The organism is Synechococcus sp. A10-1-5-1 (assembly GCF_023115425.1).
GTDB lineage: Bacteria > Cyanobacteriota > Cyanobacteriia > PCC-6307 > Cyanobiaceae > Vulcanococcus.
The window spans coordinates 213,457-225,553 of record NZ_CP096032.1 but is presented as its reverse complement, the minus strand read 5'-3'; the positions used below and the strand labels follow the sequence as shown (position 1 = coordinate 225,553).

The 12,097-nt window shown below is 62.4% G+C and carries 16 protein-coding genes; 7 read left to right on the top strand and 9 right to left on the bottom strand.

The window, feature by feature from the left end; all coding sequences use genetic code 11:
* Positions 1-21 precede the first annotated feature (21 nt).
* From psb28 to MY494_RS01155, 3 genes are read left to right on the top strand one after another with little or no spacing between them, the layout of a single operon-like run.
* Complete coding sequence (psb28, locus tag MY494_RS01165; protein ID WP_247910918.1) at positions 22-390, top strand: photosystem II reaction center protein Psb28; 369 nt, start codon at positions 22-24, stop codon at positions 388-390.
* Positions 391-439: 49 nt separating this feature from the next.
* Complete coding sequence (locus tag MY494_RS01160; protein WP_247910917.1) at positions 440-1,498, top strand: AI-2E family transporter; 1,059 nt, start codon at positions 440-442, stop codon at positions 1,496-1,498.
* Complete coding sequence (locus MY494_RS01155) at positions 1,495-2,496, top strand: AI-2E family transporter (protein ID WP_247910916.1); 1,002 nt, start codon at positions 1,495-1,497, stop codon at positions 2,494-2,496. Before MY494_RS01160 ends, MY494_RS01155 begins: the two co-directional genes overlap by 4 nt.
* On the opposite strand, the gene MY494_RS01150 is transcribed toward MY494_RS01155, so the two are convergent.
* From MY494_RS01150 to MY494_RS01115, 8 genes are all read right to left on the bottom strand, one after another.
* Positions 2,497-2,694 (bottom strand): hypothetical protein, encoded by a 198-nt coding sequence (locus MY494_RS01150; RefSeq protein ID WP_247910914.1) that lies wholly within the window; start codon positions 2,692-2,694, stop codon positions 2,497-2,499. It abuts the gene before it with no gap.
* Entirely contained in the window at positions 2,691-3,668 is a 978-nt protein-coding gene (gene secF / locus MY494_RS01145; RefSeq protein WP_247910913.1) for a protein translocase subunit SecF, read from the bottom strand. The genes MY494_RS01150 and secF overlap by 4 nt, the downstream gene beginning before the upstream one ends.
* Positions 3,668-5,149, bottom strand: coding sequence for a protein translocase subunit SecD (gene secD / locus MY494_RS01140; protein ID WP_247910912.1), 1,482 nt, complete (start codon positions 5,147-5,149; stop codon positions 3,668-3,670). The genes secF and secD overlap by 1 nt, the downstream gene beginning before the upstream one ends.
* A gap of 1 nt (position 5,150) precedes the next feature.
* Positions 5,151-6,134 carry a pyruvate dehydrogenase complex E1 component subunit beta gene (locus MY494_RS01135; RefSeq protein ID WP_247910910.1) on the bottom strand — a complete coding sequence of 328 codons (984 nt, stop codon included), beginning with the start codon at positions 6,132-6,134 and terminating at the stop codon, positions 5,151-5,153.
* Between the two features lie 172 nt (positions 6,135-6,306).
* Positions 6,307-6,663, bottom strand: coding sequence for a DUF3082 domain-containing protein (locus MY494_RS01130; RefSeq protein WP_247910908.1), 357 nt, complete (start codon positions 6,661-6,663; stop codon positions 6,307-6,309).
* 21 nt (positions 6,664-6,684) lie between these two features.
* Positions 6,685-7,617, bottom strand: coding sequence for a 4-(cytidine 5'-diphospho)-2-C-methyl-D-erythritol kinase (ispE, locus tag MY494_RS01125; RefSeq protein ID WP_247910906.1), 933 nt, complete (start codon positions 7,615-7,617; stop codon positions 6,685-6,687).
* Positions 7,618-7,633: 16 nt separating this feature from the next.
* On the bottom strand, positions 7,634-8,446 hold the full coding sequence (rsmA, locus tag MY494_RS01120) for a 16S rRNA (adenine(1518)-N(6)/adenine(1519)-N(6))-dimethyltransferase RsmA (protein WP_247910905.1): 813 nt from the start codon (positions 8,444-8,446) through the stop codon (positions 7,634-7,636).
* 47 nt (positions 8,447-8,493) lie between these two features.
* A complete protein-coding gene (locus MY494_RS01115; RefSeq protein WP_371820638.1) occupies positions 8,494-8,970 on the bottom strand; it encodes a YraN family protein in 477 nt (158 codons plus the stop codon).
* Positions 8,971-9,012: 42 nt separating this feature from the next.
* Between MY494_RS01115 and MY494_RS01110 the strand changes: the two genes are divergently transcribed.
* The 4 genes from MY494_RS01110 to MY494_RS01095 are packed head-to-tail and all read left to right on the top strand — an operon-like array spanning position 9,013 to position 11,752.
* Positions 9,013-9,507 (top strand): pentapeptide repeat-containing protein, encoded by a 495-nt coding sequence (locus tag MY494_RS01110; RefSeq protein WP_247910904.1) that lies wholly within the window; start codon positions 9,013-9,015, stop codon positions 9,505-9,507.
* Between the two features lie 12 nt (positions 9,508-9,519).
* The gene (locus MY494_RS01105) at positions 9,520-9,969 is read left to right on the top strand and encodes a hypothetical protein (protein ID WP_247910903.1); all 450 of its coding nucleotides are present in this window, start codon (positions 9,520-9,522) and stop codon (positions 9,967-9,969) included.
* 60 nt (positions 9,970-10,029) lie between these two features.
* Positions 10,030-10,482, top strand: a complete 453-nt coding sequence (locus tag MY494_RS01100) for a LexA family protein (RefSeq protein ID WP_371820733.1) — start codon at positions 10,030-10,032, stop codon at positions 10,480-10,482.
* Complete coding sequence (locus MY494_RS01095; protein WP_247910902.1) at positions 10,475-11,752, top strand: Y-family DNA polymerase; 1,278 nt, start codon at positions 10,475-10,477, stop codon at positions 11,750-11,752. The genes MY494_RS01100 and MY494_RS01095 overlap by 8 nt, the downstream gene beginning before the upstream one ends.
* Here the strand turns inward: MY494_RS01095 and MY494_RS01090 are convergent.
* A complete protein-coding gene (locus tag MY494_RS01090) occupies positions 11,749-12,012 on the bottom strand; it encodes a hypothetical protein (RefSeq protein WP_247910901.1) in 264 nt (87 codons plus the stop codon). The genes MY494_RS01095 and MY494_RS01090 overlap by 4 nt on opposite strands.
* Between the last annotated feature and the right edge of the window lie 85 nt (positions 12,013-12,097).

Below are 12,097 nucleotides of genomic sequence, written 5' to 3'. Positions count from 1 at the left end.
CAGCCTTTGCGAAGACGGGCGATGGCCGCGATCCAGTTTTTCCCCGGTGTGGACGAGCCGGTCGTGCCCGATATCCGTATGACTCGTTCTCGCGATGGCCGCACTGGCCAGGCGATTTTTGTCTTCGATCAGCCCCAGGCCCTCTCGCCCGAGAGCATGGCTGACATTGGTGGCATGTACCTGATCGACGAAGAAGGTCAGATGGTGACCCGTGATGTGAACGCGAAGTTCGTGAACGGCAAGCCCGCGGCTCTGGAAGCGACTTACACCTGGAAAACCACCGAAGATTTCGAGCGGTTCATGCGCTTCGCCGAGCGCTATGCCCAGGCCAATGACCTTGGCTTTGCCCAGAAGAACAAGGATGAGGCTGGCGAAGGGGACGCCAACTGAATTCAATCGCCGTAATCGGCGCTAAAACAACACGAGTTGGCCTCCCCTTTTGAGATTCGGCCAGTGGCTCGGAGTAATGGCCACGGCAGTGGCGCTGCTACTGCTGTGGAGCCTGCGAGAGGTCCTCGTCCTTGTCTTTGCCGCTGTGGTGCTCGCCATGGCGGTCTGCACCCTGGTGGGTGTAGCCCAAGAACGTCTGCGATGTAGCCGTCCGCTGGCGCTTCTGGTCAGCCTCAGCGGCTTGCTGCTGGTGGCTGTGGTCACCATTGCCGTCGTCATTCCCCCCTTCATCGCGCAGTTCCAAGAACTGCTGATCCAGCTGCCGGCGGCTCTGCAGTTGGCCGTGCAGCTCCTGCGCAGGAGCCTCGATCAGAGCAGTCAGATGCTCTATGGACGTGAGGCGCTGCAATGGTTACAGCAGAGCTGGCAAAACCAGGGCTCCGGAAGCCTTGATCCAACGGAAGGACTGCTGAAACTGCTGGGGATTGCCGGGAACCTCGGAAGTGGCTTGTTGGAGTTGTTCTTTGTGATCGCCGTCAGCTTGATGGTGGCAATCCAACCCACTGCCTATCGGGAGATTGCGGTCCTGATGGTCCCGTCTTTTTACCGGCGGCGATTCCGAGACGTGCTCTCGCTTTGTGGCGAGGCCCTGAGCAGCTGGATGGCCGGAGTACTAATCAGCTCGCTCTGCGTCGGTGTGTTGGCCGCCATTGGCCTCTCGCTATTGGGGGTGAAATTGGTGGCGGCCAATGCTCTTTTGGCAGGTCTGTTGAACATCATTCCCAACGTCGGACCAACCCTGAGCACGGTCTTTCCGATGTCGGTCGCGCTGCTCGATTCACCCGTCAAAGCACTACTGGTCTTGCTGCTCTATGTGGTGATCCAACACATCGAGAGCTACCTGATCACCCCTTCGGTGATGCACCACCAGGTGAAGTTGTTGCCTGGGCTGACCTTGATCGCTCAGTTCCTCTTCACGGTCATCTTTGGTCCTCTCGGTCTGCTCTTGGCGCTGCCCATGGCGGTCTGCCTGCAGGTTGTCGTGCGAGAGGTACTGATCCAGGACGTCCTCAACGGCTGGGAGCTCCCTGTGGGTGGGCGGCCATGACACCACGCAGTTTGCTGCTGCTGCTCTCCCTGGTGGTCCTTGGGCTCCTCGCCTGGCAACTGCGTTGGGTGCTGATGGTGCTGTTTGGCGCAGTGGTGCTGGCCGTGGCCCTGGATGTGCCGGTGAGCTGGCTGCGCAGGGTGGTCCGCTTGAGCCGTCCGCTGGCCCTGCTACTGGTCTTGATGGTTCTGGGCCTGCTGAGCTGGCAACTCGCAGAGCTGCTGCTGCCTGAACTGCTGGAGCAGCTCAACCAGTTGACCCAACTGGTTCCGGCCTTAATTGCGCGGCTGGCCGAACTGCTCGGCGGTGTCAGCGTTTTGGAAGGACTAGGTGGTCGACTCTCCGAGCTGATCACCATCGACAAGCTGCAGCCGATTGGCGCCCAACTGCTTGGCTTCGCCGGTGGCGCCGCCAGTGGAACGGTTCTGTTGCTGTTGATGGGTCTGCTGGCGATTCTCTTGGTGCTCGATCCACGCAGTCATCAGCGTCTGGTCCTGGCCCTGACGCCCGCCCACAGCCGCGCTTTGGTCCAGAACCTCCTCACCGAGAGCCGCCAGGCCTTGGGGGGCTGGCTGGCGGGGATGACCCTCTCGGCATCGGCGGTCTTCCTGCTGACCTGGGCTGGACTGGCCGCCCTCAAGGTGCCATTGGCCCTCTTGAGCGGGCTGCTCTGCGGCCTGCTCACCTTTGTCCCCACCATCGGACCGACCCTGGCAAGCCTGTTGCCTGTGGCGGTCTCCCTGTTGATCTCGCCAACCCTGGCCGTTCAAGTCATCGTGCTGCGCTTGGTGCTGCAAAACGGGGAGGCCTTCCTACTCACCCCGCTGTTGCTCAGCAGAACGGTCAACCTCTTGCCCACCGTGGCCCTCATGGCCCAACTCAGCCTGGGGGCATTGCTGGGCTTGCCCGGGGTGCTGCTTGCCCTGCCACTTGTGGTCGTGCTCCAGGTCTTCTCCCAACGGGTGCTGGTGGAGCAGGTCATGGACCGTTGGACCTGATCAGCGCTGCGGCTGACGGGATTGACGCATGAGGGTCGGGGTCAGCAAGAGCACGGTCACCGCCAAAAAGTGAAAGCGGGGTATCGCTAGCAAGCTGATCCAGGTGAAATGCTCAGCGAGGAGCTTCAGTTCAGAGCGCAGATCCCAAAGGGCAATGGCGGCGAGAAGGAGTGGGGCCCAGGGAATGCGACGCGTCATCGTCGGGAGAGCACGGGCAGCAGGGTCGGAGCAATCCCAATACTCGACCAGCTGCCGACCCCGATGCCGATGGTCAGGGCCACGGCAAACCAGAACAAGCTGCTGCCGCCAAAGAGGAGCAACGACACCAGAGGCAAAAGGGTGGTGAAGGAGGTGTACAGAGAGCGGGTCAAGGTGGCATCAACAGCTGCATCGACCTGCTCAAGCAGTGTCAGACCCTGCAGCGCGCGTTTTTGCTCTCGGATCCTGTCAAAGACGACCACCGTGTCATTCACCGAGTAGCCCGCCACGGTGATCAGAGCCACGGCAAAGAGGGAATTCACTTCGATGCCACTGATCAAACCAAGCCAAGCAAAGACCCCACAGGTGATCACGATGTCGTGGGCGAGGCAAAGCAGGGCCAGGCCCGCAAACACCCCGTCGTAGCGGAAGCTGATGTAAGCCGCGATCGCCGCAAAACTGACCAACAGGGAAATCAAGCTGCCCTTGAGCAGCTGAGAACCAAGGGTGGGGCCGATGGTGTTAATCGAGACCTGCTGCGGATCGACCGTGCCGATCACTGGAACCAGGCCCTGGATCAGGGCGCGGGTCTGTTCAGGCTCAAGATCCGGCAAACGCAGATCGACAGAACGACCGCGATCCAAGACCTGAACACCTGCATTCGACAGCTGAGGAGCGGCTTGTCCTGCCACCTCCGGCAGCGTGAGCGAACGCAACTGTTGACGAACGTCGGCGGCCTTGAGACCAGAGCAGTCAGCACCGCCGCAAGTGCGCTGGATCTCCACTTGAGTACCACCGGTGAAGTCCAAACCGGGCTTCAGGGGAGCTGCGATGCGAGGGTTGCTCCAACACAGAGCCATGCCGACCAGGCTCAGCAGAACCGCCAAAGCGGAGGCCAGCCAGCCCTGACGGCGGATGCGGCTGATGCGAAAGCGGGGAGCGGGGGCGGCCACGGCGGTCGAGGGGTCGGACATCAGGAGGCCTGGGCGGGAAGCTGAGACTGGGGCAGGAAGTTGGTGGAACGGCGGAGGGCGGGATAGCCCATCAACAGCCGCAACAGGGTGCGGGTGCAGGTCAGCGCAGTGAAGAGGCTGAGCACCAAACCAATGCCCAATGTCACCGCAAAGCCCTTAACCAGACCCGTTCCCAGAGCAAACAAGGCCACGCAACTGATCAGGCCGGTGATATGGCCATCCAGGATTGAGGAGAAGGCCAGCGAGAAGCCCGCATCAATCGAGCGAATCAGGGTATTCCCGCGCCGCAATTCCTCTTTGACCCGCTCAAAGATCAGCACGTTGGCATCAACAGCGATACCAACCGAGAGGATGAAACCGGCGATCCCAGGCAACGTGAGGGTGACCGGAATCAGGGCATACATCGCCAGGTTGAACAGGGCGTAGAGCGCCAAGGCCACGACGGCGACCGCGCCAGGCAAGCGGTAAACAACCACCATGAAGACGGCCACCAGGGCCAGACCGAGGAGAGCCGCCTGCAGGCTGCGTTGGACGTTCTCACTACCGAGCGTGGCACCAATGGTGCGCTGCTCGATCACTTCGACCGGCAACGGCAGTGAGCCGCCTCGGAGCTGAACCTCAAGGTCCCGGGCCTCTTCAGCGCTGAAGTTGCCCGTGATGCTTGCAGCACCTCCGCTGATGCCGGCGGGCTTGAACTCAGGACCAACACTGGCTTCGCTGATGGAGCGGCCGTCGAGAACGATGCCCAGCAGACGACCGCTGCCAGCAATGCTTTGGGTGAGTTGGGCGAATTTGCGGCCACCCTCGGTGTTGAAGCTCAACGTCACATCCCAGGCGCTGCCGGCCTGGTTCTGCTGCCGACCAGCTCCGGTGAGGTCCTTACCGGTGAGAGCAGCGGGCTCGAAGAGGTCAACGATTTTGGTGTTGACCGCGGCCAGAAGGAGCTCCAACTGATCGATCTCACTGCTACCCGCCGGGGCGCTGACCCCAGCTTCACTCAGAAGCTGTGCCAGACCGTCCGCATCCAGGTCAGCCGCCTTCGCTTGATCCTGATCCTTGGAGCGACGCAAATTCAGTACGGCTTGGGCCTGGCGCTTGAGCTTCAGCAGACCGCTCATCTGCTGTTCAGTGCCCGGCTTCTGAGCGCGAAATTCAAGAAGGGCCGTGGTACCCAGAACCTTGGCGGCACGGCTGGGATCCTGCTCGCCAGGTAGTTGCAGCAGCAGCTGATCGTCACCGATGGTCTGGAGGGTGGATTCACTCACCCCGAGGCCATTGATGCGGCGGTCCAGCACGTCCTTGACAGCCTCCAATTGCTCGCTCTGGACGCGCTTAATCGCGCCAGCTGGCATGACCTGCAGGGTCAGCTGACTGCCACCACGCAGGTCAAGGCCCAATTGCAGTGGGAAAGAGGTCAGAACGGCTCCGGCGGCAAAAGCCAGGGCCAGGATCAGGGCAAACCACCCCTGTTGACGTGCCATCTCAGACCTGGCCAGCCTTAAGCGCTTTGGCCGCTTCCACGATCTGATGCGGCTGAATGATCGTCAGATTTTCGAGGGTGCCGTTGTAAGGAGTCGGGATGTCCTGGGAGGACAGGCGGATGGGGCGTGCATCGAGATCGTCGAAGCAGTGCTCGGTGATCAGAGCGAGCAACTCGGCGCCAATGCCACCAGTCTTCATGCATTCCTCGACCACCAAGACCTTGTGGGTCTTGCGAATCGAGCGGGAGATGGTCTCCATGTCAAAGGGCTTCAGGCTGATCAGGTCGATCAGCTCAACGCTCACACCCTCCTTTTCCAGCTGCTCCACGGCCTTGAGGCAGTGGTGGCGCATGCGGGAGTAGGTGAGGATCGTGACGTCGCTGCCTTCCTTGACCAAGTCGGCCTGATCCAAGGCACAGGTGTAGTCGCCCTCAGGGATCTCTTCAGAGAGGTTGTAGAGCAGAACGTGCTCGAAGAAGAGAACGGGGTTGTTGTCTCGGATCGCCGCCTTCATTAGGCCCTTGGCGTTCGTCGGGGTGCTGACCGCCACGATCTTGATGCCAGGCACCGCGTGGAAATAAGCCTCAAGCCGCTGGCTGTGCTCAGCACCAAGTTGACGGCCCACACCGCCAGGGCCACGGACCACAGACGGGATCGTGAAGTTGCCGCCGCTGGTGTAGCGCAGCATCCCCATGTTGTTGGAGATCTGGTTGAACGCGAGCAGCAGGAAGCCCATGTTCATGCCTTCGACGATGGGGCGAAGGCCCGTCATGGCAGCACCAACCGCCATGCCGGTGAAGGCGTTCTCAGCAATCGGGGTATCCAGGACCCGCAGTTCGCCGTACTTGTCGTAGAGATCCTTTGTGACCTTGTAGGAACCGCCGTATTGGCCGACGTCTTCCCCCATCACGCAGACATGGGGATCACGGGCCATCTCTTCGTCGATGGCCTCACGCAGGGCGTTGAAGAGAAGGGTCTCTGCCACGGTTGAAAAGCGGGTCCGGCACTGGACCGGGGTGGGGCCAACCTATCTCAACCGCCTGCGGCGAAGGTCAGCAATAACAACACCGACAACAGCATTCCTGGTGAAAGGAGCAGCACCAGCAGCTGCAGGTCGTGGCCGGTCATGACGAGGAGGGGCAGCCCGTGACCAGAGGCTAGGGGGTTTCTTCGGCTTGTTTCCAACCCGGTAAGAGGCTGCGGATAAATGTCAGAAACAACCCCAAGCCAACAAAGGCAAAGGTGAACGTCGCCAGAAAGCTCATGCCGACCGCCAAGGTCTTCAGGAACACCGCGATGCTCTGAGCAAAGCCGGCTTCGTAATGGGGAGGATGCTCGGCGTAGTAGCCGACGACCTTGCCGGCCAACTGCAGAGCAAGCCAGCCCAAACCAAAGCTCGTCAACGAACCGCTCAAGAAGCTGATCGGACCCTTGCGCGGCCTCTGGGAGATCTGACCTTCGCTCGTCTGCTGAGCACTGGCGAGGTCTTGGCTGTCGCTTTGGGTCTCACTCACGCGGGGTGCATGGGGATGCGTTCAGACCAGCGTGGCACCAGAGCCCGTGCAACGGCACACCCAGAACGCAAAGCCAGCAGCCTCCAGGGCAGCGGCCAGCTGCTGCTGAGCCCGGGTAGCGGCCTCATGATCTGCGAACAACGCGAACATGCTCGGACCAGAGCCACTCATCGACACCGCCAGAGCAGCATCAGCGCGCCGAAGGATCGAGAGACCCTCACGCACGCTGGCCACCTCAGGCTCCACCACCTTCTGAAGATCGTTGCGAATCTCTTGAAGCGGACCTTCGCCGCTCAATCCCGTCAGCAGGGGTGCCTGACGCAGGGCCCGGCGGCGCTGCTCAAACTCCGCCTCACCTGAGAGATAGCTCGCCCCGAATTGCTCGCGGCACTGCTTGTAGGCCCAGGGGGTTGAGACGCTCGAGTCGGGATGCTTGATCAAGAGCACCCCCAGGGAGGGGGGCTTGGCCAGGCCAGCGGATTCCAGGACCTCTCCCCGTCCAAAGCAGAGCTGGGTTCCACCATCGATACAGAACGGCATGTCCGAACCGAGCTCAGCGGCCATGGCTGAGAGCTGCGCGCTGCTGAAGCCACAGCCCCAAAGGGTGTTCAGCCCCACCAGGGCCGCCGCACCGTTGCTCGAGCCTCCGGCCAGACCAGCACCAATCGGAATGCGCTTGGTCAGCTCCATGGCGACGCCCAGCTCCGGTAAGCCAACCCGCTGTTTGATCAGCTCCGCCGCCTTGACAATGAGGTTGTTGCCGTCGGTCGGAAGGTCCGCTCGGTCGCAGCGCAGGGTCACCGCCCCATCAGCCGTGGGACGAAGGCTGAGGTTGTCCGCCAAATCCAAGGTCTGCATCACCATCGCCAGCTCGTGAAAGCCGTCGGGGCGCAGGCCCAGCACCTCGAGATGCAGGTTGATCTTGGCGGGGGTGCTGACCTGCAGCTCTGCCATGGCGAGGTTGCGTGAGTTAGGAGATCAGCCGATTCAAGCCCGCCGCCAGGCGCACCCAACGCTCTGGCGACACCTCCTGAGGACGCTGCTGCAATTCAATCTCGGCTTCATCCGTCAGACCCTGCAACTGCTCGGCTTCCACCAGTCCGGAGAGGGTGTTGCGGAGCATCTTGCGACGGGCGGCAAAGCAGCGCCGCAGGAGCATCTCCACCGTTTTGGCCAGAGCAGGATCCAACCGTTGCTCCACCGGCAGGGGGTCGAGCGCCACCACCTCACTCATCACCTTCGGCGGCGGTTGAAAGCAGCGGGGGGGCACCGGGCAGACCGTGTTGCAGTGCGCCAACAACTGCATGCGCACACTCAGCGCCGAGAAGGCACTGCTACCGGGACGCGCCCGGATGCGCTCACCCACCTCCTGCTGCACCAACAGAACCAAGCGGCGATAGGGCCGGGCCACCGGGTTATCGAGGCGACCAACCAGGCGCTCCAACAGGGGGCCTGTGATGTTGTACGGGATGTTGGCGACCACGGCTGTGGCCTCGGGTAATTCGACGGCCAGCACATCCCCTTCGGTCAGAGCAAAGCGGGGGTTGGCTCCAAAGCGCTCCTGCAGCCCAGCCACCAAATCACGATCCAGCTCAACGGCACGAACCCCGCTGGCGGAGGACTCCAACAGCCGCTCAGTCAGTGCTCCACGGCCGGGTCCGACCTCAAGCACCGTGTCAGCGGAGGTCAACTCAGAGGCATTGAGGATCTGATCGAGCACGGACTGGTCCTTCAACCAGTGCTGGCCAAAGCGTTTGCGGGCGCGATGGGCCGCGAAGGACATCAGTTGGGGTGCAGGCCTCCCTCCACATTGCTCCAAGCCCGGCCCGATCAAAGCCAAGGCATCCAACGAACGGGCACACGACTGGGGGGAAGCGGAACCAATGCACAGATCCATTCCCAGCGGCAGTCCTGATACGCGGGATGCAGCTGCAACCACAGGTTCAAGGTCGTTTCAAGCCGCCGCCGCTTGGCGCCCTTCAGGGCAGCCACCCCCCAGCCATCCCGCCCTCGACAGGCTCGCCCCTTGACCTCCACCAACAGCAGGCGCTGAGGTTTGTGGAGGAGTAAGTCCAATTCACCCCAACGGCAGCTCCAGCGCTGCTCCAGCAGAGTCCAACCCGCAGCCTGCAGCAGACGCAGGGCCCGCTGTTCAGCCCAATCCCCTCGCCTTTGAGAAGCGGAGCGTCCCATGGCATCGGCCGCAGTCTGCACTGCTCTTGAGGCTTCCCCGACCTCCGGCCCTTGCGCTCCATCACTGCCCAGCGACGGACTGGGCCGTTCACCGCAACCCCAAACCGTCTGCATCAAGGCACCCTGCCTAGGGTTGCTCGATACCGGCTCTCCACCATGCGTCGCTTCTTCCGGTCACTGCTCTGCCCCGCGCTGTTGGCTCTGCTGATCAGTGCTGCAGTTCTGCCTGCCCAACCGGTGCAGGCGGCCATGGACTACGCCAAGCAAGTGCTGATCGGCCATGACTTCGCCGGAGTTGACCTGCACGGCGCCACCTTCAATCTGACGAACCTGCGGGAAGCTGATTTCCAAGGGGCCGACCTGCGCGGCGCCAGCCTCTATGGCGCCAAGCTGCAGGACGCCAACCTCGCCGGCGCCGACCTCAGTGACGCCACCCTCGATTCGGCCGTCCTCGATGGAACGGACCTACGCAACGCGGTGCTGGAAAACGCTTTTGCCTTCAACACACGGTTTAAAGATGTCCTGATTGAAGGGGCGGACTTCACCAACGTTCCCTTCCGCGGCGACGTGCTGAAAACCCTCTGCGCCAGCGCCAGTGGCACGAACCCCATCACCGGTCGCGCCACCAAAGACACCCTTGAGTGCAGCTGAGGCCGGCCCGCCATGAGCTTCGACGCCCGCAGCCTGGAGCGCCTCCAAGAACTGGGGCGATCGCTCCCCAAGCCCCTACCCAAACCAGAGAGCAGCAGCGAGCCGAAGGGCTCATCCGGCAAACGCCATCGCGTTGAAACCGAGACGAATCCCCAAGCTCTCTTTGGCGAGTTGATGAAGGCCAGCGAGGACGGCACCGTTCCGCCCCATCTGATGGATCGCCTGCGCCAGAGCGAAACCGATCAAGAACGGAAGCGCCAAGCCGCCCAACGGGAGCAACTTCAGGCCCTGCAAAACCGGACCAACCGCAACCCAACCGGCTTACAAGCACAAGGCAAACCCCAGGAACTCCGGCCGAACCAACAGCGCCGCCGCCCCGCCACGAGCGAAGAACAGGATCTCTACGTGGCCTTTCAACAACTTCTCTTGGAAGGGGACGAGGAAGACCAAGCCACCCCATAAGTAGTACAGGCAAACTATCCTGCAGGGGTTCCTGCGGCGCCCGTGGCCTTGCCAGCTTCCCTGTCATCCGACGGCCCGCTGCAGCTGTTGGGCCCACTGCGGGATGAGCCCCTGGGGCTAAGGCTGCCCCTCGCCGCCAGCACCGTGGCCGCTGGCTTCCCCAGCCCGGCCGATGACTACATCGATGTCGGCATCGACCTGAATGAAACCCTGATCCGGCACCCCAGCAGCACCTTCTTTCTGCGGGTGAGCGGCGATTCAATGGTCGATGCCGGAATCCAGCACGGTGATCTCTTGGTGGTGGACCGCAGCCTCGAGGCCAGGCCGGGCCACATCGTCGTGGCCGTGCTCGATGGCGCCTTCACCTTGAAGCGTCTGGTCCGCCACCAAGGCCGGCTGCGGCTCGAGGCAGCCAACAGCGCCTATCCCCCCTTGGAACTGCACCACTGCGGCGACGTGCAGATCTGGGGCGTGGCGATCCACGCCATTCACAGCCTCTCCACCCATGGCTGATGCCCTCGGGCTGATCGATGCCAACAACTTCTACGCCAGCTGTGAGCAGGCCTTCGATCCAGCGCTCCTGGGCCGTCCCGTCGTGGTGCTCTCCAACAACGATGGCTGTGTGGTCTCCCGCAGCAGTGAGGCCCGGCAACTCGGCATTGGCATGGGCAAGCCCTACTTCCAGATCGCCGAACAGCTCCAGCAGCACGGTGTGATCGTGCGCAGTTCCAACTACGCCCTCTACGGCGACATGAGCCAACGGCTGATGAGCAGCCTGGAGCCCTTCGTCGCCGACCTGGAGGTCTATTCGATCGACGAAGCCTTCATTCGTCTGCCGAGGCCCCAAAACGGTGACCTGATTCCCTGGGCCAGTGCCCTGCGTAGCCGGATTCGCCACAACCTGGGGTTGCCCATTGCCATCGGTCTCTCCACCAGCAAGGTGCTGGCCAAAGTGGCGAACCACATCGCCAAGGGGGATCGGCAACACGCGGGGGTTTTTGATCTCAGCCCACCCGAAGAGACCACAACCTGGCTGAAACAAACACCGGTGGAGGAGATCTGGGGTGTCGGCCGGCGCTTGAGTCGCTGGTGCCGGCTGCGGGGTGTCAGCACGGCGCAACAACTACGGGACATGCCCAGCGGAGAACTGCGGGCCAAAGCCGGGGTGGTGGGTCTGCGCCTGCAACTGGAACTGCAGGGCATCAGCTGCCTACCGCTGGAGCAGCAAGCCGGGGACAAGCAGGAAACCTGCGTCAGCCGCAGCTTCAGCCGGCCCGTCACAACCGAAGAGGAACTGCGCCAAGCCATCGCCAACTACGTCAGCCGCGGAGCGGAGAAGTTGAGGCGGCAACGGCAACGGGCCGGACGGCTCACGGTCTTTGCCCGCACCAGTCCCTTTGCCTCTGGCTTCTACAGCCAGGCCGCCAGCGTCAGCCTGCCCCTCGCCAGCAACGACACCGGCGTCCTGCTGCAGGCAGCCTGCCAGATGGTCCCCAGTCTTTATCGGCCCTACAAACGCTTTGCGAAGGCCGGAATCCTGCTGCAGGAGCTGCAACCCGAAAGTCAGTTGCAACACCACCTGCTGCAACCGCTCAGTGGCACCGAGCAGCAGCGGCGGGAGGCCCTGATGGCCAGCATTGACGATCTGAACCGCCGCCATGGCCGTGGAACAGTGCAGTGGGCCGCCTGCGGCCTACAGCCCGCTTGGTTAATGCGACGGGAGCAACTCTCCCGGGCCGCCACCACCCGACTCAGCGACCTCCCCACAGTCTGGGCGCGCTAAGGAGACTTAACAGCGCCGTATTTCGCGGTGCTCTGTTTCACGCAGAAGGTTTTTGCCTCCTCGATGGAGTCGAGCTTCTCGATGCGCTCGGCAACGCAGTTGCAGGTGTCTTGAACCATGCCAGGCGGCGGAGTTTTACCCGCGGCCTTGAAGTCCGCATTCATCGCCCTGGAGCACTGGTTCTGAATGATCTGAACGACCATGTTCTGCGCCGAGACCGGCACGGCAACAAACAGGCTGCTGCCGCTAAGAACAGCCACACCGGCGGCGCGAGTCGCGAGTGAACGGACGTCAGTCAGGGGAGAGACCGGAGAGCTTCAACCTTGTGATAGCGACGGTGGGCAG

What these genes read in the sequence shown, in the direction of transcription:
- rsmA (WP_247910905.1), bottom strand. Translation starts at nt 8,446, where the DNA reads ATGTCCTTCGCGGCCCATCGCGCCCGCAAACGCTTTGGCCAGCACTGG.
- secF (WP_247910913.1), bottom strand. Translation starts at nt 3,668, where the DNA reads ATGTCCGACCCCTCGACCGCCGTGGCCGCCCCCGCTCCCCGCTTTCGC.
- psb28 (WP_247910918.1), top strand. Translation starts at nt 22, where the DNA reads ATGGCCGCGATCCAGTTTTTCCCCGGTGTGGACGAGCCGGTCGTGCCC.
- MY494_RS01095 (WP_247910902.1), top strand. Translation starts at nt 10,475, where the DNA reads ATGGCTGATGCCCTCGGGCTGATCGATGCCAACAACTTCTACGCCAGC.
- MY494_RS01105 (WP_247910903.1), top strand. Translation starts at nt 9,520, where the DNA reads ATGAGCTTCGACGCCCGCAGCCTGGAGCGCCTCCAAGAACTGGGGCGA.
- MY494_RS01110 (WP_247910904.1), top strand. Translation starts at nt 9,013, where the DNA reads ATGCGTCGCTTCTTCCGGTCACTGCTCTGCCCCGCGCTGTTGGCTCTG.
- ispE (WP_247910906.1), bottom strand. Translation starts at nt 7,617, where the DNA reads ATGGCAGAGCTGCAGGTCAGCACCCCCGCCAAGATCAACCTGCATCTC.
- secD (WP_247910912.1), bottom strand. Translation starts at nt 5,149, where the DNA reads ATGGCACGTCAACAGGGGTGGTTTGCCCTGATCCTGGCCCTGGCTTTT.
- MY494_RS01115 (WP_371820638.1), bottom strand. Translation starts at nt 8,970, where the DNA reads ATGCAGACGGTTTGGGGTTGCGGTGAACGGCCCAGTCCGTCGCTGGGC.
- MY494_RS01150 (WP_247910914.1), bottom strand. Translation starts at nt 2,694, where the DNA reads ATGACGCGTCGCATTCCCTGGGCCCCACTCCTTCTCGCCGCCATTGCC.
- MY494_RS01155 (WP_247910916.1), top strand. Translation starts at nt 1,495, where the DNA reads ATGACACCACGCAGTTTGCTGCTGCTGCTCTCCCTGGTGGTCCTTGGG.